This window comes from gamma proteobacterium symbiont of Lampromicra miyakona, from assembly GCF_059730895.1.
Genome location: NZ_AP035933.1, coordinates 543,540 through 565,204, shown reverse-complemented (window position 1 = coordinate 565,204; position 21,665 = coordinate 543,540). Strand labels below are relative to the sequence as shown.

Annotated in this window: 19 protein-coding genes; 14 read left to right on the top strand and 5 right to left on the bottom strand. The window is 60.7% G+C overall.

Annotated elements, in window-relative coordinates; all coding sequences use genetic code 11:
- Positions 1-693: an SDR family NAD(P)-dependent oxidoreductase gene (locus AC6I8P_RS22100; RefSeq protein ID WP_498031234.1), complete on the bottom strand. Its 693-nt coding sequence runs from the start codon at positions 691-693 to the stop codon at positions 1-3.
- A gap of 131 nt (positions 694-824) precedes the next feature.
- Between AC6I8P_RS22100 and AC6I8P_RS22095 the strand changes: the two genes are divergently transcribed.
- Complete coding sequence (locus AC6I8P_RS22095) at positions 825-1,727, top strand: LysR family transcriptional regulator (RefSeq protein ID WP_141495872.1); 903 nt, start codon at positions 825-827, stop codon at positions 1,725-1,727.
- Position 1,728: 1 nt separating this feature from the next.
- Here AC6I8P_RS22095 and AC6I8P_RS22090 read toward each other — a convergent pair whose 3' ends face one another.
- Positions 1,729-2,763, bottom strand: a complete 1,035-nt coding sequence (locus AC6I8P_RS22090; RefSeq protein ID WP_141495873.1) for a LacI family DNA-binding transcriptional regulator — start codon at positions 2,761-2,763, stop codon at positions 1,729-1,731.
- Positions 2,764-2,980: 217 nt separating this feature from the next.
- On the opposite strand from AC6I8P_RS22090, the gene AC6I8P_RS22085 reads away from it, so the two are divergent.
- From AC6I8P_RS22085 to AC6I8P_RS22070, 4 genes are all read left to right on the top strand, one after another.
- Positions 2,981-4,009 carry an ABC transporter substrate-binding protein gene (locus AC6I8P_RS22085; RefSeq protein ID WP_021508948.1) on the top strand — a complete coding sequence of 343 codons (1,029 nt, stop codon included), beginning with the start codon at positions 2,981-2,983 and terminating at the stop codon, positions 4,007-4,009.
- An 89-nt stretch (positions 4,010-4,098) separates the two neighbouring features.
- Entirely contained in the window at positions 4,099-6,321 is a 2,223-nt protein-coding gene (locus AC6I8P_RS22080; RefSeq protein WP_021508949.1) for an ABC transporter permease, read from the top strand.
- Complete coding sequence (locus AC6I8P_RS22075; protein WP_498031233.1) at positions 6,318-7,379, top strand: ABC transporter ATP-binding protein; 1,062 nt, start codon at positions 6,318-6,320, stop codon at positions 7,377-7,379. Before AC6I8P_RS22080 ends, AC6I8P_RS22075 begins: the two co-directional genes overlap by 4 nt.
- Before the next feature lie 14 nt (positions 7,380-7,393).
- Positions 7,394-8,194 (top strand): inositol monophosphatase family protein, encoded by an 801-nt coding sequence (locus AC6I8P_RS22070; RefSeq protein WP_021508951.1) that lies wholly within the window; start codon positions 7,394-7,396, stop codon positions 8,192-8,194.
- A gap of 113 nt (positions 8,195-8,307) precedes the next feature.
- On the opposite strand, the gene AC6I8P_RS22065 is transcribed toward AC6I8P_RS22070, so the two are convergent.
- A complete protein-coding gene (locus AC6I8P_RS22065; protein ID WP_125310852.1) occupies positions 8,308-8,946 on the bottom strand; it encodes a LysE family translocator in 639 nt (212 codons plus the stop codon).
- 280 nt (positions 8,947-9,226) lie between these two features.
- Between AC6I8P_RS22065 and AC6I8P_RS22060 the strand changes: the two genes are divergently transcribed.
- Positions 9,227-10,429 (top strand): lactonase family protein, encoded by a 1,203-nt coding sequence (locus AC6I8P_RS22060; protein WP_498031232.1) that lies wholly within the window; start codon positions 9,227-9,229, stop codon positions 10,427-10,429.
- 8 nt (positions 10,430-10,437) lie between these two features.
- Here AC6I8P_RS22060 and AC6I8P_RS22055 read toward each other — a convergent pair whose 3' ends face one another.
- Positions 10,438-11,325: an alpha/beta hydrolase gene (locus AC6I8P_RS22055; RefSeq protein WP_498031231.1), complete on the bottom strand. Its 888-nt coding sequence runs from the start codon at positions 11,323-11,325 to the stop codon at positions 10,438-10,440.
- Between the two features lie 184 nt (positions 11,326-11,509).
- On the opposite strand from AC6I8P_RS22055, the gene AC6I8P_RS22050 reads away from it, so the two are divergent.
- The 7 genes from AC6I8P_RS22050 (at position 11,510) to AC6I8P_RS22020 (ending at position 19,589) form a co-directional block, all read left to right on the top strand.
- Positions 11,510-12,934, top strand: a complete 1,425-nt coding sequence (locus tag AC6I8P_RS22050) for a hypothetical protein (protein WP_477529884.1) — start codon at positions 11,510-11,512, stop codon at positions 12,932-12,934.
- 324 nt (positions 12,935-13,258) lie between these two features.
- Positions 13,259-14,464, top strand: coding sequence for an SfnB family sulfur acquisition oxidoreductase (locus tag AC6I8P_RS22045; protein WP_498031230.1), 1,206 nt, complete (start codon positions 13,259-13,261; stop codon positions 14,462-14,464).
- A 9-nt stretch (positions 14,465-14,473) separates the two neighbouring features.
- Complete coding sequence (locus AC6I8P_RS22040) at positions 14,474-15,676, top strand: SfnB family sulfur acquisition oxidoreductase (RefSeq protein ID WP_282954574.1); 1,203 nt, start codon at positions 14,474-14,476, stop codon at positions 15,674-15,676.
- Positions 15,673-17,034, top strand: a complete 1,362-nt coding sequence (locus AC6I8P_RS22035; RefSeq protein ID WP_021508959.1) for an LLM class flavin-dependent oxidoreductase — start codon at positions 15,673-15,675, stop codon at positions 17,032-17,034. The genes AC6I8P_RS22040 and AC6I8P_RS22035 overlap by 4 nt, the downstream gene beginning before the upstream one ends.
- Positions 17,035-17,054: 20 nt before the next feature.
- Entirely contained in the window at positions 17,055-17,855 is an 801-nt protein-coding gene (locus AC6I8P_RS22030) for a MetQ/NlpA family ABC transporter substrate-binding protein (RefSeq protein WP_152390923.1), read from the top strand.
- 2 nt (positions 17,856-17,857) lie between these two features.
- Complete coding sequence (locus tag AC6I8P_RS22025) at positions 17,858-18,955, top strand: methionine ABC transporter ATP-binding protein (RefSeq protein ID WP_058776052.1); 1,098 nt, start codon at positions 17,858-17,860, stop codon at positions 18,953-18,955.
- Complete coding sequence (locus tag AC6I8P_RS22020; RefSeq protein WP_021508962.1) at positions 18,939-19,589, top strand: methionine ABC transporter permease; 651 nt, start codon at positions 18,939-18,941, stop codon at positions 19,587-19,589. Before AC6I8P_RS22025 ends, AC6I8P_RS22020 begins: the two co-directional genes overlap by 17 nt.
- A gap of 7 nt (positions 19,590-19,596) precedes the next feature.
- Here AC6I8P_RS22020 and AC6I8P_RS22015 read toward each other — a convergent pair whose 3' ends face one another.
- Positions 19,597-20,499 carry a LysR family transcriptional regulator gene (locus AC6I8P_RS22015; protein WP_498031229.1) on the bottom strand — a complete coding sequence of 301 codons (903 nt, stop codon included), beginning with the start codon at positions 20,497-20,499 and terminating at the stop codon, positions 19,597-19,599.
- 100 nt (positions 20,500-20,599) lie between these two features.
- Here AC6I8P_RS22015 and AC6I8P_RS22010 point away from each other — a divergent pair, with 100 nt between their 5' ends.
- Positions 20,600-21,664, top strand: coding sequence for an SDR family oxidoreductase (locus AC6I8P_RS22010; RefSeq protein WP_498031228.1), 1,065 nt, complete (start codon positions 20,600-20,602; stop codon positions 21,662-21,664).
- The last annotated feature ends 1 nt before the right edge of the window (position 21,665 follow it).

Sequence of the window (21,665 nt, the reverse complement as noted above, 5' to 3'; positions counted from 1 at the left end):
TTACCACGGCACTACGCGGCCGAGGTAATCGAGATAGTGCAGGCCGCCGCGTCCGGTCTGGCTTTCCACCGTGTTGAGCAGATTCGGGATGCTCTCCTCAATGCTCAGTCGCGCCCCGGCGCCACCCATGTCGGTGCGCACCCAGCCGGGGGCCAGCAGCAGTAGCGTGCGTGCATCGTCGTGACGCGCGGCGAAGCTGCGCATAAACATATTCAGCGCCGCTTTACTGCCGCGATACACCTCGTAGTTGCCATGGGTGTTGTTGGTGAGACTGCCCTGGCCGGAGGACATCACCGCCAGCGTGCCGCGCGCGCCGACGTTGTTTCTGAAGGTTTCCAGCACGCGCAGCGGGCTCAGCGCGTTGGTTACCATTACGCGAATAAACTCTTCCGTCGACACATCGGCAAGGGTTTCGCGATCGTCATTTTTCACGCCCGCGTTGACCAGCAGCAGATCAAACTGCTGGCCGCTTAGCCGCAGATGCAGAGCGTTGACCTCTGCTGGCACGGTGATGTCCACGCTCTCCACCGTCAGCTGCTGCGGGTAGCGCTGCGCCAGCTGTTGCAGCGCGTGAAGGGAGTGCTGGCGGCCGGTCGCCACCACCTGATAGCCACGCTGCAGCATATTCTCCGCCAGCGCGAAGCCGAGGCCGCGTGAAGCACCAATCAATAAAGCACGGGAAGCCTTGTTCATGACCCTCTCCTGGTTTTGGGGTGAGTGAAAAGTCTACCCTTGCATGACAACAGGCGGAACGCGCAGCATCTGCATAGATAACCTGCAGCAAACGCCTTGCCAGATGGCGCTCAATCAATAAGGATAATGCGATGAATAGCGTCGATTTGAATTTACTCCCTGCGCTGGACGCGCTGCTCAGTGAAGGCAGCGTAGTGGGCGCTGCGCGTCGTCTGGGGCTGAGCGAGTCAGCGATGAGCCGCACGCTGGGGCGACTGCGTGTCGCCACCGGCGATGCGCTGCTGGTGCGCGCCGGGCGTGTGATGGTGCTGACGCCACACGCCGAAGCGCTGCGCGGCCAGGTGCATGCCACTTTGCAGGACACGCAGGCGCTGCTGAGTCCACCCGCGCAACGCTTTGCTGCCGCCGAGCTGCAGCGCCACTTCACGCTGCGTACCAACGAAGGTTTTGTCGAAGCGTTTGGCAGCGCGCTGATCGCCGCAGTCCGCGCACAGGCGCCCGGCGTGCAGCTGCGCTTCATGCCGAAAGCAGAGAAAAATGATCGACCGCTGCGCAGCGGCGACGTTGATCTGGAGATTGGCGTACTGGGCAATATGGGACCGGAGATTCGGCTGCAGGCGCTGTTTCGCGATCGCTTCGTCGGCGTGGTGCGCGCCGGGCATCCGTTACTCGCGGACGTGACGTTGGCGCAGCTGGCCGCATATGGTCACATCGTGGCGTCAAGGCGCGGTGAGCTGGGCGGGCCGGTGCATGAGGCGCTGCTCGCCGCCGGTTTTACCCGCCAGGTGGCGGCCGTGGTACCCGCTTTTTCCACTGCCGTCGCGCTCACGCTGCACAGCGACTGGCTGGCGCTGGTGCCGCATACGCTGTGCCTGCACCATCCGCTAATCAAAGATAATCCGGCGTTTGCGATGTTTGAATTACCGTTTGCCACGCCAGAGGTGACGGTGTCACAGCTATGGCACCCGCGGCTGGAGCAGGATGCCGCACACCGCTGGTTGCGTGACACGGTACGGCAGGTATGCCGCGCTTAGATCAGCCGCCGCGCACCGATCCGCGCCATATCACATCAGCCTGATACAGTAGCGTGTCGTGCTGCTGCTCACTCTGCGGCGTAAAACCACTCTCCGCCTGCTCGGTCTGCGTCAGCCAGGCGATGGCGTCGCGGGCAAAGCGCTCCACCGGCTGGGCGAAGGTGGTGAGATTGTAAGAGGACCAGCCAGCCTGCGCGATGTTGTCGTAGCCGATCAGGCACAAATCCTCCGGCACGCGCAGCTGGAAACGGTGGCGCGCTTCATCCATGAAACCGCAGGCCATCAGATCGGTGACGCAGAACACCGCGTCCGGGCGCTGATGGCGCGTCAGCAGGCGATGCGCCAGAATCTGACCGCTCTCATACGAGGTGGTACCGAACCGCTCCACGCTGACCGTCAGTCCGGCGCGCTCCGCCACGGCGATAAACGCCGCTTCGCGTTTGATCAGGCTCGGCGTACCGGCCAGCGAATTGGCGAACGCCAGCTGACGGCAGCCGGCGCGCTGAAACGCCATCACCGCCGTTTCGGCCGCCGCCTGCGCGTCGAGGTTGATACTGAGCGAGCCCGGCAGCGCTTCGTCGCGGTTGATCAGGATGATGCGCTGACCGTGCTGATAACACTGGCGGGTGATGGTGCGATCCGGCATGCCGGAGAGGATGATGGAGGCGTCGGCGCGAAAATTGATCGCCTGCAGCAGCGCGGCGGAAACGCTGTTGTCGGAACGATCGGTATTAATCAGCATCGCCACTTTGCCCGCTTCCTGTAAAAACTGCGTCAGCCAGCGCACCAGCGTGGCGCGGTAAGGCGTGGCGATTTCAGAGACGATCAGGCAGACGATGCCGCTGCGGTTGCGCACCAGCCCGCGCGCCAGGTGGTTAACGTGATAGCCCAGCTCCTGCGCCGCTTTCATCACCCGGGCACGCGTGGCTGCAGAAACGCTGGCACCGGGCGTAAAGGCGCGCGACACCGCCGAGCGCGACACGCCCGCCCGATCCGCCACATCCTGTGCGCTCACCCCGGCTTTGTCATTCTGCATCTTCAACTCCTCACAATTACGGCTGAAAAGCAGTCTGCCGTAAATTGCAAAGCTGTGCAATTTGTCTGCGATCACATTTGTTGCATTTTTGTGACACAGCCTGTCAATTGCAGATTGCGCTATTTGACAGGCTATTTTCTGTTCATTACAAATTTGCACACACGTGCAAATAAAAACCTCTGTTAAGCACGGAACCCTGCCAACCAAGGAGAACATCATGCGCTACACCTCACTGGCCATCGCGCTGTCCCTCAGTTGCACCGCGCTGCCGTTTGCCGCGACGGCCGCTGGCAATCTCAATATGGTCTGCTCGGCGGACGTGGTGGTGTGCGAACACATGACGCGCATTTTCAGCCAGGCACATCCGGATATTAAAGTCAGCATGGTGCGCCTGTCAGCGGGTGAAGCCTATGCCCGCCTGCGCAGCGAAGCGCGTAACCCGCGCACCGACATCTGGTGGGCCGGTACCGGCGATCCGCATATGCAGGCGGCGGAAGAGGGGCTGACGCAGCCGTATAAATCGCCGCTGCTCGACCAGCAGCAGGACTGGGCGCAGAAGCAGGCGGAAAACTCAGGTTACCGTACGGTGGGAATTTATGCCGGTGCGCTCGGCTGGGGCTACAACACCAAACTGCTGGCGGATAAAAAGCTCAAAGCGCCAGCCTGCTGGGCTGATTTGCTCGATCCGGCTTTCAAAGGCGAAATTCAGATTGCCAATCCGAACTCGTCCGGCACCGCCTATAACACCCTGGCGACGCTGGTGCAGATCATGGGCGAGGACAAAGCGTTCGATTACCTGAAAAAGCTCAACGCCAACATTTCCCAGTACACCAAATCCGGCTCGGCACCGGTGAAGGCGGCGGCGCGCGGCGAAACCACCGTTGGCATCGTGTTTATGCACGACGCGGTGGCGATGGAAGTCGACGGCTTCCCGATCAAAACCGTCGCGCCCTGTGAAGGCACTGGCTATGAGATTGGCTCAATGTCGATCGTAAAAGGGGCACGCAATCTGGCCAATGCCAAAGTGTGGTACGACTGGGCGCTTAGCGCCGAAGCGCAGTCGCACATGAAAGAGGCCAAATCCTTCCAGCTGCCGTCAAACCGCAACGCAGAGATCTCCGAATACGCGCCGCGCTTCGAGAACATCAAACTGATCGATTATGACTTCAAAACCTACGGCGATTCCGCCAAACGTAAAGCGCTGCTGAGCCGCTGGGATAAAGAGATCGGCGCCAGCGCGCAGTAATGCCGCATCGCCGGACGCTGCCGCTGACGGCGGCTTGCCGGTTCCGACAGCGCTAAGGATGGCGCGATGATCCCGCATTGAGGTAACACATGAACGCAAATAATCGCCGTCTGACAGGCGCGCTGCTGCTGGGCGCCGTCGCGCTGTTGCTGCTGCCGTGGTACAGCCTGGAAGCAGGCTTTTTCGATAGCGGCTGGCTGCTTAACCTGTGGCGTGATGAAGCCAGCGCGCCGGCACTGTGGCAGATCGGCAGCCATCCGTGGCTGGCGATCGCCGTGGCGCTGCTGGCGCTGTGCGCCGCCTGCGGTTTACTGCCCGGCAGCGCACGCAGCCGGTTGCTGCTGCTGTTCAGCGCGCTGGGTGTGATCTTCCTGATTGTGGAAGGGCACGCGATTGGCTACAGCGGCTGGAGCTGGCTGTGGCTGGAAAACCGCTTCGGCGCGCTGCCGCAGGGACAGCCAGCGATGGGCGCTGGCGCGCTCTTGCTGCTGACCGTATTTTTGCTGCTGTTCTCGTTTGCGCTGGCCGAACGCGGCGTGCTGAAAGGCGATGCCTTTGTGGTGGCGTCGCTGGTGCTGCTGACTGCGCTGGTCAGCATCTTCGTACTCTATCCGGTGCTCAGTATGTTTGTGGTGTCGGTGCAGGACGTTGACGGCAGTTTCAAACCGGATGGTTTGATCAGCAATCTGCAGGACCCGTCGATCTGGAGCCTTGCTTGTTTGAAAGGCGGCACCTGCGGCACCGCGTGGCGTACACTGTGGCTGGCGCTGATGACCGCCAGCGGTTCGACGCTGCTGGGTCTGGCCTTTGCCCTGGCGGCAACGCGCACGCCGCTGCCCTGCAAGAAAGCGCTGCGCATGCTGACCATTCTGCCAATCATCACGCCACCGTTCGTGATTGGTCTGGCGCTGATTTTGCTGTTCGGTCGCTCGGGCGTGGTGACGGAGCATCTGGCGGCGCTGTTTGGCATCGAGCCCGGCCGCTGGCTGTATGGCCTGACCGGTATCTGGATTGCTCAGGTGCTGTCGTTCACGCCGATTGCCTTTCTGGTGCTGATTGGCGTGGTGGAGGGCGTCAGTCCGTCGCTGGAAGAGGCGTCGCAAACGCTGCGCGCTAACCGCTGGCGCACCTTCAGCCGCGTTTCGCTGCCACTGATGGCGCCGGGTCTGGCCAATGCCTTTTTAATCAGCTTCATCGAAAGCATGGCCGATTTTGGTAATCCGATGGTGCTGGGCGGCAGTCACGGCGTGCTCTCTACCGAAATTTTCTTCTCGGTGGTAGGCGCGCAAAACGATCCGAGTCGCGCCGCGGTGCTGGCGATGATTTTGCTGTGCTTCACGCTGGCCGCCTTTGTGCTGCAGCGGCTGTGGCTGGGTGGCAAAAACTTCGCCACGGTGACCGGCAAGGGCGACGGCGGCAAACATGGTCAGCTGCCGCGTCTGCTGCGCTACGGCGTGTACGGCATGGTGATTCCGTGGGGTCTGTTTACCCTGGTGATCTACGGCATGATTGTGGTCGGCGGCTTTGTGCAGTCGTGGGGCCTGAACGATGCGCTGACCATCGAACACTACGTGCGCGCTTTCCGCGTCAGCGTCAGTGACGGTCATCTGCTGTGGAGCGGCGTGGCGTGGAACTCGTTCTGGACCACGCTGGAAATAGCCCTGATTGCCGCACCGCTCACCGCCGTGGTGGGTCTACTGACCGCCTGGCTCATTGTGCGGCAGAAATTTGCCGGTCGCCAGACGTTTGAGTTCCTGCTGATGCTGAGCTTTGCCATTCCCGGCACGGTGATCGGCGTCAGTTATGTGATGGCCTATAACCTGCCGCCGCTGGAGATTACCGGCACGGCGATGATCCTGATTGCCTGCTTTGTGTTCCGCAATATGCCAGTCGGCGTGCGCGGCGGTATCGCGGCGATGAGCCAGCTGGATAAAAGCCTTGATGAAGCGTCACTGACGCTGGGTGCCAGCAGTTTCCGCACGCTGCGCAAAGTGGTGCTGCCGCTGCTGAAACCGGCGATCAGCGCGGCGCTGGTGTACGCCTTTGTCCGCGCCATTACCTCGATCAGCGCGGTGATCTTCCTTGTCAGCGCCCAGTACAACATGGCGACGTCCTACATCGTCGGGCTGGTAGAGAATGGCGAATACGGCGTCGCCATTGCTTATTCGACAGTACTGATTGTGGTGATGCTGCTGATCATTGGCGTGTTCCAGTGGCTGGTGGGCGAACGTCGCCTGCGCCGCGTGGCGCGCCCGGTGGACGTCGCCGCGCCACCTGCTTCCCCTTCGTTAACTCAGGAGAGTGCCGTATGACCGCGATTACTGCTGGTTCCGTGGTGTTTGAACACGTCGAAAAACGCTTTGCCGGTTTTACCGCGCTGCCGGATTTATCGCTGACGGTGGAGCCGGGTACGCTGGTGACGCTACTGGGGCCTTCCGGCTGCGGCAAAACCACCACGCTGCGCCTGCTGGCCGGTCTGGAGCATCCGACTTCGGGGCGTATTTTAATTGGTGGCAAAGACGTAACGCATCTGCCAGCCAACGAGCGCGACGTGGCGATGGTGTTTCAATCCTACGCGCTGTTTCCGCACATGAGTGCGCTCGACAACATCATGTACGGCCTGCAATCGTCCGGCATGAGCAAAAAGGAAGCGCAGGATCGTGCGCGCGAAGGGCTGAAACTGGTCGGGCTGGAGAGTCAGGGGCAGCGGCTGCCGTCCGAACTTTCCGGTGGGCAGCAGCAGCGCATTGCGGTGGCGCGCGCGCTGGTGCTGGAGCCGCAGGTACTGCTGCTGGATGAGCCGCTCTCCAATCTCGACGAGCGCCTGCGCCGCCGGGTGCGCACGGATATTCGTGATTTGCAGCAGCGGCTGGGCTTCACGGCGGTGTATGTCACGCACGACCAGGAAGAGGCGCTGGCGGTGTCGGATAAAATTATTGTCATGAAAGAGGGCGATATTGCTCAGCAGGGCGCGCCGGAAAGCCTGTATCACGCGCCCAATTCGGTGTTCATCGCTGACTTTATGGGCGAAGCCAATATTCTGCCGTGCGAAGTCGAACAGGTAGAAGGCAGCGAAGCGCTGGTGCGACTCGGCAGGCAGCGCTATCGCGTGCGCGGTAACGGCTTTGCGACCGGATCCGCGCAGCTGTCGGTCAGACCGCAGTTCATTACCCTGCACAGCGGTGCTGAAGGCGCACTGCGCGGCGAGGTGACGCATGCCACCTGGCTGGGCGATCACATCGAATACGAGGTCAACACGGAACTGGGCTCGCTGTTTATCGTCGATGCGCAGATGGAGCAGCAGCTGCCGCTGGCCGCACGGGTGGCGATTGATTTTAAACCTCAGGGTCTGGCCCTGATTGCCGGTTAATTTAAGGATAACGCATGAGTGATACGAAAAATGACGCGCTGCAATCGCGTCTGCTGCTGGCCGAACGCGTCGCGCGGGCGGGCGGGGAGAAGGCGCTGGCCTACTTCAATCAGCGTGACACGCTGGTGGTCGAAACCAAGCACGACCTGCAGGATGTGGTATCACGCGCTGACCGCGAGGTGGAACAGATGATCGACCAGCAGATTCGCGCCAGCTTTCCTGACGACGGTTTTCTTGGCGAGGAGTACGGCCTGCAGCCGGGCACGTCAGGCTATACCTGGGTGGTCGATCCGATTGACGGCACCAGCCCGTTCCTCAACGGTATGCCAAACTGGTGTGTTTCCGTTGCGGTGCTGCATGACGGCGTACCGGTGATTGGCGTGATCTTTGCGCCGACCTATCAGGAGTGCTACGTCGCCGCGCTCGGCCAGGGCGCAACGCTGAATGGCCGCCGTTTGCAGGTGGATCCGTCACGTACGCTGCAAAATCACGTTACCGGCTTTGGCGCTAATAGCTATGTCAGCCCGGAAGAGGTGGGCCGCCTGCTGGCGTCGCTGCTGGCAGCGGGGGGCAACTTTATCCGTATCGGATCTGGTGCGCTGATGCTGGCGTGGGTGGCAGCCGGACGCGTGGTGGGCTATTTCGAACCCTACATGCACGCGTGGGATTGCCTGGCCGGTTACTGTCTGGTGAAAGAGGCCGGCGGCTGGTATCACCCGTTTAATACTGAGGGCGACCGGCTATTGAAAGGCGCGCAGGTGCTGGCGGTGGCGCCGGGCGCGCAGGCGGAGCTGAGGCGGATTGCCGGCGTTTAAGTGGTGCATTTCGCTGCCGCGCGACGTTTTCCGGGTCGCCATCCATGGCGACCTTACAACGCTTGCGCTGTCGTAACTGGATAATCGCTGATTTTTAACGATTACGTGGTGACTTAAACCGCCACGAACTCGCGGTATCCCGACCAAATCACATACACCGCGAAATAACAGAAAATCAGCGCTGAGGCGAGATACGAATATTTCAGCAGGCGCTCGCCTAATAGCTTTCCGCCCATGCTGCCGATCAGGCAGATCACACAGGTCCACACCACCCCGGCGAGGAAAAAACCGCTGAGAAACCATGATGTTGCACCGGAATCGCTGTGGCCGATGCGGGCTATCAGCGCGCCGCCCACGCTGGCGAACCACAGAATCGCCGTCGGTGACGACATCGCCAGCACGATGCCGCGCCTAAATTCGCGCAGCAGTGAACGATAAGGCTGGGTTTCAGCCGTGGGAATGTCGATTTTTTTGGCCAGCGCGGCGTAAAGCATTTTAGCGGCAAACCACAGCAGCAAGATGCCGCCGCCAATCCATAGCAACCAGCGCACCGGCGTAAACTGCAGTACCACCGCCATGCCAGCCATCGCCAGCAAGGCGTAAATTAAATCGCCCACGCAGGTGCCCATGCCTAGCCAGAAACCGTGCAGATAACCGCGCTGCATCGCCAGCGTCAGCATGGCGATGTTGGCGAGTCCGATATCCAGACACAGCGATAAACTCAATAAAAAACCATTAGAAAACGGCAGCATAACGTCGTGACCATCCCTGAGTTCGGTAAAGGAAAGATTAAAGCATGTGTGCCGGGGCTTTTTACACTGCTTCCTGCCATCCATAACCAAACGCTATGACCTATTAGCAAAGGCACAATTAAATAAACCGATTTGTGAAGCCGATCGGCCTGCGCAGCTTTGCGCGCAGGGAATGCCACTATAGTCGTAAACGAGACGTTAACAACGTCCGTTTCAATACAAAAAAATCAACCTGGTTTGGGCGCAGGCCCGTGAAAATTCCGATTATGGTGGAAAGACAATGAGTGGATACCCAAAACCGGCAACTGGCGGTTTAGCAACTAACTTAACCGTGGCAATATCACTGGCTCTATTGACGCTGGCGGGGAGTGCTATGGCGCAGAATACGGAACATCATCAAACAGCATTAGTCGGCACCTGGACCAGTATTCCGGATGCCCCTGCGGTACAAAAGCCGGATCGACCCAGTGAAGGTTTGTATCGCATGCAGGTCAACAGCGACGGGACGCTCAAGCCGCTGGAGGTGATCAGGATGAAAAGCCCGTCGTGGATCGTTAAATCACGCGACGGGCGGTTTGCTTATACCACCAATGAGGAAAATGCCGGTGCCGTTACCGCGCTGGCTATCGATAAACAGGGCGCAGTGCGGGTGCTGAATCAGGTCGACAGCCACGGCGAGCAGCCAACGCACGCCACTCTCAGCCCGGACGGCAAATTCCTGTTTGTCGCCAACTATTCGGTGGCGAAAGGCGGAGCAGGGGTAACGGTGTTCCCGATTGCGTCGGACGGCAAGCTGGGCGAACAGGTGCAGCATTTCGCGTTCAGCGAAGGCAGCGGGGTGGTAAAAGATCGGCAGGATGGCGGCCATGCGCACTCCACCACCTTTACCCATGATGGCCGCTATCTGTATGCGGCCGATCTCGGTGACGACAAACTGCACGCCTATCGCTACCACGCGGATCAGCGAGAGCCGCTGCAGGCGGATATCAGCCGTGATGTAAGCTTTGCGCCAGGTGCGGGTCCGCGTCACATGGTGTTCTCCGCCGACGGTAAACACGCTTACGTGATCACTGAAATGGGCGGCGAAATCGTGGTGTTCCGCGTCACTGACGACCGGCTGGAACGGCAGGCACAGGTGGCGCTGAATACGCAAAACAGCAGCGCCGCCTATAAAAGCGGTGGCGGCATCATTCTCAGCCCGCAGGGTGAATTCCTGATTGCCGCTAACCGCGGATCTGACAATCATCTGCTGGTGTTTAAGATTGCCGCCGATGGCAGCCTGACAGATCCACAGCGCTATGCCGCCGACGGTATTGAGCCGCGCGCGCTGGCGTTTGATAACAGCGGTAAACACCTCTATGTCACTAACGTGTTTACCAACACCATTACGCTGTTTGATTTTGATGCGCACAGCGGCAAGCTGAGCGCGCGCGGTGTGGCGGCGAAGCTGGCAACGCCAACCGACATCAAATTCTTTAACTAACTGCCCTTTCACTCATCCGGTGCGCGTGACGGCGCACCGTCTTCCGCCATGGCCGACAGCGCGCTTTCCAGCGAGGCCGGAAACATCTGGCCGTGACTGAGCCCGGGAAACAGCTGGAAGCGAGCCGCCAGGCCGTTCTCCTGCATGCCGTCGAGGGTGGTGCGAATCCGGCTCAGCACATCGCTGACGCCGGGACGTGATTCGCCGTTGCCTTCCATCAGCACCAGCTGCTTCTGCTTAAACGATGCGGGCGTCACCGCCGCCATTTGCTGCAAAAGCGTTGCGTCGCCGCGCAGGGAAGGACTGGCGGCAAAATAGCGCTGGAAAAATCCGGAGGTTAAATAGCTGTCCAGCACAAACAGCCCGCCATAAGAGTGGCCCCACAGCGCACGCTGCTGAGGATTGATCGGCAGATGCTGTTCGGCACGCGGCGCGATAGTCTGTTCCAGCAGCTGGCGGAATGCGGCACTGCCGCCGGCTGGCCTGCCGCGACGATCCTGCACCTGCTGCGGCGGGGTGTAATCCAGCGTGCGCGCAGCGAGATCGAACGGCAGCGGGGTCTGATAGCCTACCGCCACCAGCACCGGCGGGTTGCCTGCCGCCAGCTTCTGCAATAGCGCTTCGCTGAGATGGTCCATCACCGCGTTGCCATCCAGCATATACAGCGCCGCGTAACCTGCGGCCGGTGCGGGTTTACGTGGCACCGCCGTCCACACCTTGTAGTGGCGCTGGCCGTCAGCGGAATCAAACGTGTTAACAGTGAAGCGATACCAGGCAGAGCCTTTGTCGGCAATGTTGGGTCCGAGCGGCGTCATATCAGGCCGGGCGAAACCGACAGCGGGGCTGAGCAGCAGGCTCAGCAGGGTGAACAGCGGAATGATAAAGCGATAAATCATGGCGCTTCCTTACTAGCTGGCGAGTCAATTACTTCCGTGTCACAGCGAAAGCGCCAGACAGATTAGTGATAATGATTATTAATTTCAACAACCATTTTGCACCGTCACGCGCCGTGCGGAAGTGTAAAGATTTCGTCAGGATCGCCGATAACGTAGCGGTATAATACCAGCAAGGATAGTCAGGATGATTAACGGTATCGGACCGGGTAGTTTCTCACAGCTCCATCTCAGCAGCGCCAGCGCACGCGTGACCAGCAGTACGGCAAGCAATGCGACCCGGCAAAATAGTCTGACGGCAGACGCCTCAGCGAAAGTCACCTTTAGCGAAGCCACCGACGCCATCTCTGCGGTGTACCAGATGACGCTGGCGCGCGTCACCGCCAGCACGCCTCTTTCGCCTGATATGCAGACGCAGGCGATGGGTGCGCTGCGCAGCTCGGGCGTCAGCATGAACGGCATTGGCAGCGCGCTGCTGAGCGCACTGACGCAGCAGCGTGACGATGTCACCATCAGCGTACCGGCCAGCGGCGGCGCGCAAACTGACACGCAGAGCGCGGTGGCGCTGGAGATTACCACTCAGTCCGGCGTGAGCCTGACTCTGCAGATGACGCGGCAGCAGGATGGCGTAGCGGTGGCACTGAAAACCACTCACGGTAAGCTGAGCGATGACGAAGCTGCGGCAATTGCCAAACTTTCCGGCGCGCTGGATAAAACCCTGAGCGGGCTGGATAACGGCAACGGTAAACTGGATGTCGGTGACCTGCTCAGTTTTGACAGTAACCAGCTGGCCAGCGTTGATCTGAAAACCGACCTGCGTCGCAGCGGCGAAGTAATGCAGTCGCTGAATCTGCATGCCGACCCGGGTTCACGCTGGCTGGGTTTCCATAATGCCGACGCCAGTTTCAAACTGACGACGGACATGCGCAGCCTGGCGCAGGCCAGCAACGCCGGTCAGCAGCAGAGCGCCCTGGCGCAGTGGAGCGCGAAATTTGATCAGGCCGCTTCGCGCGGTCACGGCGATCGCGCGGCGCTGGCACTGTTTAAGCAGGGTTTCGAGAGCTTAAACAGCACCAGCGCGGCGGCCGGCGTGGCGATGCGCACCCCGCAGGCGATCACCGTAGGCGCGCATGCGGCGCAGGCCGGTGCCATCAGCGGCCTGGCGGATTTCTCGGCCAGCTATCACCAGACGGCGCGCTCCAGCAATCCGCTGAAGCCGGAAGAAGAAGATACTTTCGCTCTGGATGTGGCGCAGCGCAGCAGCCAGCAGAAGAACGGCGATACGCAGCGCATGACGCAGGAAACCCTGTTTAAGCTGAACGCCAGTTTTCACACCGCGCTAAGCGCCAGTTCGCCGCTGGCGCTCAATGAAACCAAAGAGTCACAAAACTATCACTACCACCAGATTCACGATGAAACGCGCAGCACCACTGAGGTGACGCAGGATGCGCAGGGTAACCTCACCGCCCGTTTCGCCCGGCAGTTGACGCAGCAGGAAACGGTGAAGACTTATCAGCTGGCGAAGCTGATCGACAGCACCAGCACACCGCACAGTGAGAAGAGTGGATCGACGCGCCACTATTCTCCGGCGATGTATCTGGCGCAGGCGTAATACCCACTTTATTGCGCCAGCCCATGGCGCAATAAAACAATAATGTCATTTATCACTATCGATAGCGGAATTAATACTTAAGATAATTCTCCCGTGTCACTCAGCGTAATAACCCTGCATCTCCGCGCCCGCTAACGCCTTCTTATCTCTGATAAATTCTTTATTCTCTTTCTGCATGCCGTTTGCCGGATATAGCATAACCGCGCTCTTTACCGCTGTTATTCCCGCTGATTATCATCGCGCTCAATCTGTTATTAAGTTACGGCTCTCTGCCCTGGCAGAATGAGCCTGTGAATCACAGCAAAATAAAAAGTGAATCCAGCGATGACGCAAATCAGGGCTCAACAACTTCAGCGCGCGGCGGTGATTACGTCTGACGCGGCGGCAATCGACGCCGCCCGCCACCTGGCGGAACAGGCGAAAGCCGGGGCAGCCGAACGCGACCAACAGCGTATCTATCCGCGTGAACTGCTCGATCAGTTCACCCAGCTGGGGCTGGGCAGTATCAGCGTGCCGCGCCAGTTTGGCGGCGGCGGTTTGTCTTTTGCTACCGTGGCGGAGGTGTTCCGCCTGATCTCCGCCAGCGATCCGTCGCTTGGCCAGATTCCGCAAAACCACTTCGGGCTGATCCAGTTCATCCTGGGGGAAGGCAGCGCGCAACAGCAGCAGCGCCTGCTCAGCGCGGTGGTACAGGGCCAGCGGCTTGGCAACGGCGGTCCGGAAAAGAACAGCAAGCACACGCGTGATGTGCAGGCGCAGCTGGTGTCAGGCCCGGAGGGGTTACGGCTCAGCGGTGAAAAGTTCTATTCAACCGGTGCACTGTTTGCCGACATCCTGGTGACCACCGCGCAGCAGGAGGGCCAGCCGGTGATGGCGTTCATTCCGCTGCCGACGGCAGGGGTGGAGATTATCGATGACTGGTCGGGTATCGGTCAGCGCACCACCGCCAGCGGCACGGTGAAGCTCCAGCAGGTGGCGGTCGATGCCGGTTTGACCATCGCGCTACCGTCCCCCGATAAGCCAACGCTGCGCGGTGCCGTATCGCAGCTGATCCAGGCCGCGATTGACGCCGGGATCGCCCAGGGCGCACTGGATGAGGCGCTGGCGTTTATTCACAGCAGCTCGCGTCCGTGGGTGGACGCGGGCGTGAGCCGCAACGCAGACGATCCTTACATTCTCGCCGATGTCGGGCGTATCAGCACCGAACTGAGCGCCGCCAACGCGCTGCTGGTGCGGGCGGCGCGCGTACTGGACAGCATTGACCCGCACGCGCTTACCGCTGCGCACTGCGCGCGCGCCTCCATCGCGGTTGCAGAAGCCAAAGTGCTGACCACCGAAATTGCACTGAAAGCCAGCGAAAAGCTGCTGGAGTGGAGCGGCAGCCGCGGCACATTGCTGAAGCATGGGTTGGATCGCCACTGGCGCAACGCGCGCACCCATACGCTGCACGATCCGGTGCGCTGGAAAACGCACGCCATCGGCAACTATTACCTCAATGATGTTCTGCCCGCGCGTCATGCGTGGATTTAAGGAGCGATGATGACGCAGGTTTTCGCTAAACAGCCGGCAGCACGTATCCGCAGCGCGCAGCAGGCCCTGCAGGTGGCAGAAGAGCTGGCTGAACGCTTTCGCAGCGGCGCAGCGCAGCGCGACCGGCAGCGCGAGCTGCCACATGCTGAACTTCAGCACTATTTCCAGTCCGGCTTAGGCGCCATTACCGTGCCGCGTGCGTGGGGCGGCATTGAGATTTCCAGCGCAGAACTGGCGCAGATTTTTGTCATTCTCAGCGCTGCCGATGCCTCGATCGGTCAGGTGCCACAAAACCACTTCTACGCGCTGGAAGTGCTGCGCGTTAACGGCAGCGATGCCCAGCAGCAGCGGCTGTACAACGAAGTGCTGGCGGGCGTTCACTATGGCAACGCGCTGGCGGAGTTCGGCTCTGCGGCGGCGCATCAGCGCACCACCGCCTTCAGCCAGACCGCCAGCGGGCTGCGCCTCAACGGCGACAAATTTTACTGCACCGGGGCGCTGTTTGCCGACCGCATCCCGACGCTGGCCATCGCCGATGACGGCAAAGAACAGCTGGTGTTTGTGCCGCGCCATCAGCCGGGCGTGACGGTGATTGATGACTGGAGCGGTTTCGGCCAGCGCACCACCGGCAGCGGCAGCGTGCAGTTTCGTGATGTGGCGATCGCGCCGGACGATGTGGTGCCGTTTCACAGTGCGTTTGAGCGGCCGACCACCGTCGGACCGTTTGCCCAGATTATGCATGCGGCTATCGACCAGGGCATTGCCCGCGCGGCCTTCAACGACATGCTGGCTTTTGTGCAGCAACGTGCGCGGCCGTGGCCGGACAGCGGCGTCGAGCGAGCCTGTGACGATCCGCTGACGCTGGATCGCACCGGGCGGCTCGCCGCACGACTCAGCGCCGGTGATGCGTTGCTGGATGTCGCCGGGGAGGCGGTCGATATCGCCCAACGCAACCCGAGCGCTGAACACGTCGCGCTGGCATCGGTTGAAGTGGCGAAAGCCCGTGCCTGGACCACTGAGGTGGCGCTGGAAGCCGGCAATCTGCTGTTTGAGCTGGGCGGATCGCGCGCCAGCCTGCGCGAGCACAACCTCGATCGCCACTGGCGCAACGCGCGTACCCACACGCTGCATGACCCGGTACGCTGGAAATATCCGGTCATCGGCAACTATCTGCTTAACGGCGTGCTGCCACCGCGACGGGGAACGCTATGAGCCGCAAACAGATTCTGCTCAATGCATTTAACATGAACTGCGTGGGGCATATTCACCATGGCATGTGGACCCATCCGCAGGACCGCTCAGTGGAGTTCAATTCGCTGGCGTACTGGCTGGATTTAGCGCGTCTGCTGGAGCGCGGCCTGTTCGACGGACTGTTCATTGCCGATATTCTCGGCGTTTACGATGTGTATCAGCAGGGTATCGGCCTGACGGCGCGCGAGTCCATTCAGCTGCCGGTGAACGATCCGCTGATGCTGATTTCCGGCATGGCCAGTGTGACGCAGCATCTGGGCTTTGGCGTGACCGCCAATCTCAGCTACGAAGCCCCTTATCCTTTTGCCCGCCGCCTGTCGACGCTCGACCATCTGACCAACGGTCGCATCGGCTGGAATATCGTGACCGGCTATCTCGACAGCGCGGCGCGCGCCATGGGTCAGCAGCAACTGCTGGCGCACGATCGGCGCTACGACCAGGCCGATGAGTTTCTTGATGTCACTTATCAGCTGTGGGAAGGCAGCTGGCAGGACGATGCGTTGCTGGCCGACAAACAGCGCCGGCTGTATGCCGACGCGCAGAAGATTCACGCGATCAATCATCAGGGTGAATTTTATCAGGTGCAGGGCTATCACCTGAGCAGCCCTTCGCCGCAGCGCACGCCGTTGCTGTTTCAGGCAGGATCATCCGCGCGCGGCGTGGCGTTTGCTGCGCGGCACGCCGAGTGCAGTTTCGTGAATGCCAGCTCGCCGGCGGCGCTGCGCGAGCAGGCGCAGCGTCTGCGCCACGCGGCGGTGGCGGCGGGTCGTCAGGCGGACGACTTACGCATCTTTATGGGCGTCAGCGTGATCGTCGCCGCCAGCGAACGCGAAGCGCAGGAGAAGCACCGCAGCTATCTGGAATACGCCAGTGCTGAAGCCGGCATTGCGCACTTCTCCAGCTCAATTGGCGTCGATCTCGCTGCGTTTGGCCTCGATGAACCGATTCACAGCGGCGACACGCGCGCCATTGAATCGGTGAGCAAAGCCTATAACGGCTGGACGCGTCGCCAGCTGCTGGAGCAGCATGCGCTCGGTAGCCGCTATCCGGTGATTGTCGGCAACCCGTCTCAGGTCGCCGACCAGTTGATCCGCTGGATTGATGAAGGCGACATCGACGGCTTCAATCTGACGCGCATCCTGAATCCGCAAAGCTACCGCGATTTTATTGAGCTGGTGGTGCCGGAACTTCAGCAGCGCGGCCGCTTCAAAACCGCCTATCAGCCGGGATCGCTCCGGCAAAAAATTTTTCAGCAGCAGGATCGTCTGCCCGCGCGCCACCCGGCCGCGCGCTGGCGGCCTGCGGCTGACGTTCGTTAATTTAACCTCAGGAAATCAGGATGAAATTTGCCTCATTAGTGGCGCTGAGCGCCGCAATATTAACCGCCAGCGCGTTTGCCGCCGGTGACTACAGCGGTGCCCTCAAAGTCGGTACCACGGCGGCTTTCGCGCCGCCGCTGGAAACCGCCGTGGCTGAAGCGAAAAAGCAGGGACTGCAGGTGGAGCTGGTGGAGTTCACCGACTGGACTGCGCCGAACGTGAGTGTGGAAAATGGCGACATTGACGTCAACCTGTTCCAGCACAAGCCGTTTCTTGACAATGCCAACCGCGAGGGCGGTTTCCATCTGGTGCCGTATGCGCCCGCCATCATCAATAACATCGGACTCTATTCGAAGAAGCACACGGCAATCGATCAGATTCCGGACGGCGGCACGGTGGCGATTGCCAATGACCCGATTAACGGTGCGCGCGGATTGCTGCTGTTGCAAAAAGCGCAGCTGATTACGTTAAAACCGGGCAGCGGGCTGAAATCCACCGTGGATGATATCGCCAGCAATCCCAAACACCTGAAAATCATCGAAGTGGAAGCAGTGCAGTTGTCGCGCTCGCTGGATGAGGTCGACCTGGCGCAGGGATATCCGCACTATCTGCGTTTGTCTAAGAGCATCGACCCCAATAAGGCCCTGTTATTTGATGGCCTTGAGCATCCGGAATATGTGATTCAGTTCGTGATTCGCGACGGACATCAGGACGATCCGCGTCTCAAAAAGTTTGTTGATATCTATCAGCACTCGCCGGTGGTGCGCGCGAAGCTGGATGAGTTCTACGGCAAGCTGTATCAGCCGGGCTGGAGCCAGTAATCATGGTCAGCCTGACTCTTCCTGGCGAGCAGGCGGCGCTGCACACCACGACACCGGTGGCGGGCCGTGCGCATGTGCAGATCCGCGGGCTGAGCAAACGCTATGACGGCCAGTCGCAGGATGCGCTGAAGCACATCGACCTGCAGGTTAAACGCGGCGAGATTTTTGGCATCATTGGCCGCAGCGGTGCGGGCAAATCGACGCTGATCCGCTGTCTGAACCGGCTGGAAAATCCGACGCAGGGTGCGGTGGTGATTGACGGTATTGATCTCAGTTCACTGAGTGCCAGCCAGCTGGTGCAGTGGCGGCGCCGCACCGGCATGATTTTCCAGCACTTCAATTTACTGTCCGCTAAAACGGTGCGGCAAAACATTGAGCTGCCGATGAAGGTGGCTGGCATACCGGCGGCGCAACGGCGGCAAAAAGTGGATGAGCTGCTGGCGCTGGTTGGGCTGGAAGCGCGCCAGCATGCCTGGCCGGCGCAACTCTCCGGCGGGCAGAAGCAGCGCGTCGGCATTGCGCGCGCGCTGGTGCACGATCCGGAACTGCTGCTGTGCGACGAGGCAACCTCGGCGCTGGATCCGGAAACCACGCGCGCCATTCTCGCGCTGCTGAAAAAAATCAATCAGCAGCGTCATATCACTATTGTGCTGATCACCCATGAGATGGACGTGGTGCACGACCTGTGTCACCAGGTGGCGGTGATCGATCAGGGTGAAATCATTGAGCGCGGTCCGGTGTGGCAGGTGTACAGCGATCCGCAGCATGAGACGACGCGGCAGTTGCTTAATCCGCAATTCGGCGCGCTGCCGGAGGCCATCCAGCCGCTGCTGACGCCGCAACGTCAGGACGTGGACTCGCGTTTGCTGGTGCGGCTGCGCTACAGCGGGCAGGGCGCGCAGCCGGATCTGGCGGCGATCAGCGCACAGGTCAGCGGCGAGCTGACGCTACTGTATAGCGCGGTTGAATGGGTCGATCGCAAACCCACCGGCCAGCTGTTGCTGCTGCTGGATGCCCGGCACGACGCGCCGGCAGCCCTTACCGCGCTTCATCCGCTGGCGGACCAACTGGAGGTTGCAGGTTATGTCACTGGCTATTGATCGTTTATGGCAGGGGTTGCTGGATACGCTGCTGATGGTCGGCGTGTCGTCGTTGCTGGCACTGCTGATCGGTTTACCGATGGCGGTGATTCTGGTGGTGACCGGGCGCGGCGATCTGTTCCCCAATCCGCTGCTCAACCGGCTGCTGGGCTGGCTGGTGAACCTGTTCCGCTCGATTCCATTTTTGATTCTGATGGTGGCGCTGATCCCGTTTACCCGCTGGATTGTCGGCACCACCTACGGCGTCTGGGCGGCCGTGGTGCCGCTGACGCTGGCGGCGACGCCGTTTTTTGCCCGCATCGCGGAGGTGAGTCTGCGCGAAGTGGATAAAGGGCTGACGGAAGCGGCGCAGGCGATGGGCTTTCAGCGCTGGCATATTGTCTGGCACGTGCTGCTGCCGGAAGCGCGGCCTGGCATCGTCAGCGGTTTTACCATTACGCTGGTGACGATGATTAATGCCTCGGCGATGGCCGGTGCGATTGGCGCCGGCGGGCTGGGCGATCTGGCTTATCGTTACGGCTACCAGCGTTTCGATATGCAGGTCATGCTCACGGTGATCGTGGTGCTGGTGGCACTGGTCACGCTGCTGCAGCTGTGTGGCGACCGGCTGTCGCGCCGGCTGAACCATCGCTAAAAACGTTTCACCTGATCTGCAGGCCGTCAAGTGCCGCCAGCAGCGCGTCGACCTTCGGCAGTAGCTGTTTGCGCCGTGGCCAAATCACCGACAGCGGCAGACCGTCCGGCTGCTGCTGCGGCACAATCACTTCCAGCGCGCCGCTCGCCAGCGCGTCACGCACCAGCCATGACGGCATCTGCGCCACCCCAAGGCCAGCGCACAGCGCCTGCATTTGTGCATCCACCTCGCCCAGCGCCATGCGAGACGGCACCTGACGCCAGTGCGGATGTCCATCCTCCGTGGTGAACAGCCACGGCTTGGTGCTGCCGTCAACGCGCTCGTACAGAATCGCCCGATGCTGCAGCAACTCACTCTCGCTGGTCGGTCTGCCTGCGCGCGCCAGATAGTCCGGCGCGGCGCAAAACACCATACGCTCGCGGCCCATCGGCCGGTAGCCGAGCGAGGCGGGCAGATCGGGCGAACCGCCGATGCGCACCGCGACATCAATACCCTCATCAAACAGATCAATAAAGCGATCCGAGAAGGTCAGGCTGAGTTCCACATCCGGATGCTGCTGACAGAACGGAATCAGCAGCGGCATCACGCCGAGCCGGCCATAGGTATTCGGCACTGCCAGCCGCAATCGCCCGGAAGGAATGGTGCGCTGCGCCGCCAGTACCGCTTCGGCTTCCGCCAGCTCCTCCATAATGCGCAGGCAGGTCTGGTAATAGGCGCTGCCGGCGTCGGTGAGCGTCAGGCTGCGGGTGGTGCGCTCCAGCAAGCGTGAGCCGAGCCGCGCTTCCAGCCGCGTCACGCTTTTGCTGATGGCGGAACCGGTCAGGTGCAGACGCTCAGCGGCAGCGGCAAAACTGCCGCTTTCGACACTGGCGACAAAAGGAACGATGTCTTTCAGACGCTGATCGTGCATGTATTAGTGAATCCAGTTCATGAATGATGTGAATTAATGCCACGGCTAAGAATTTAATTCTCTATTACGCTAAGGATAACTGCAACAGAGGAGATTCGACATGCAAAAACAGGCGTTAATCGTGGGAATCAGCGGGGTTATCGGTCGTGCGCTGGCGGAAAGGCTGCAAAGCGAGGGCTGGCAGGTAACCGGTTTGTCGCGCGGACGCGGTGCCATTCCGGAAGGCTGCCGCAGTCTGACGGCCGATCTGACCGATGCAGAAGCGGTGCGCAATGCGCTGGCGCAGGAAAAACCGGATGCGCTGTTCTTTAGCGTCTGGTCACGCCAGGCGAATGAAAAAGAAAACATCCGCGTTAACGGCGGCATGGTGCATAACGTCATTGCCGCGCTCGGCGAGCGGCTGAACGGCGCACATGTGGCACTGGTGACCGGGCTGAAGCACTACCTCGGTCCGTTCGAAGCATATGGCAAAGGTGCGGTGCCGGTGACGCCGTTCCGCGAAGAGCAGGGACGTCAGCCAGTCGATAACTTTTACTATGCGCAGGAAGACGAAGTGTTTGCCGGCGCAGAGCAATATGGCTACAGCTGGAGCGTGCACCGTCCGCACACCATCATCGGTTATGCATTGGGTAACGCCATGAACATGGGGCAGACGCTGGCCGTTTACGCCACGCTGTGCCGTGAAAAAGGCTGGCCGTTCATCTTTCCCGGCTCGCCGCAGCAGTGGAACGGTCTGGCCGATGTCACCGAAGCCGGTTTACTGGCGGAACAGCTGCTGTGGGCGACCCGTGCTGAGGGGGCTGCCAATCAGGATTTCAACGCGGTGAACGGCGATGTGTTCCGCTGGAACTGGCTGTGGCCGCGTCTGGCAGACTATTTCGGTATTGAAGCTGCAGACTATCCGGCGCAGATGATGCCGCTGGAAGGACGCATGCAGGAAGCCGCAGCGGCCTGGCGTGAGATCGCTGTGCGCTATCAGCTGCGTGAAGCAGACATCGATAAACTGGCGTCGTGGTGGCACACCGATGCGGATTTGGGCCGGCCGATGGAGGCATTTACCGATATGAGCAAGAGCCGTAAAGCCGGCTTTACCGGCTATCGCGCCACGCTGGATTCCTTCACCCAGCTGTTCGACCGACTGCGTGCGGAGCGCATCATTCCCTGAT